We start from the raw sequence: 264 nt of genomic DNA, 5'->3' as shown, positions 1-264 counted from the left end.
TATGCAGATAAAGGGGTTCGGCTGGCCAGGGCTGATGAGCGTAAAGGCAAAGAGTACGCTCAGCTGCAGGCAATTACTATTGCCGCTGGCGAAATAATTGTGTTTTCGGATGTTGCGACCAAGATTCCAGCGGATGCGATCAAAAAGCTGGAAAGCTATTTCGCAGATGAAAGAGTCGGCGCCGTATCCAGTGAGGACCGCTTCATTACTAATGATGATCAGGTCGCGGGTGAGGGCGCATATGTCAAGTATGAGATGTGGTTG

General features: G+C 50.0%; 1 protein-coding gene. It reads left to right on the top strand.

Features of this window, described 5'->3' with window-relative positions; genetic code table 11:
- Positions 1 to 264, top strand: a 264-nt coding sequence (locus H2O73_RS21205; RefSeq protein WP_182110820.1) for a glycosyltransferase, incomplete at both ends; no start/stop codon positions are given.

It is taken from the genome of Vibrio marinisediminis, from assembly GCF_014050145.1.
Classification (GTDB): domain Bacteria; phylum Pseudomonadota; class Gammaproteobacteria; order Enterobacterales; family Vibrionaceae; genus Vibrio; species Vibrio marinisediminis.
This window is presented reverse-complemented; position numbering and strand designations above follow the sequence as displayed.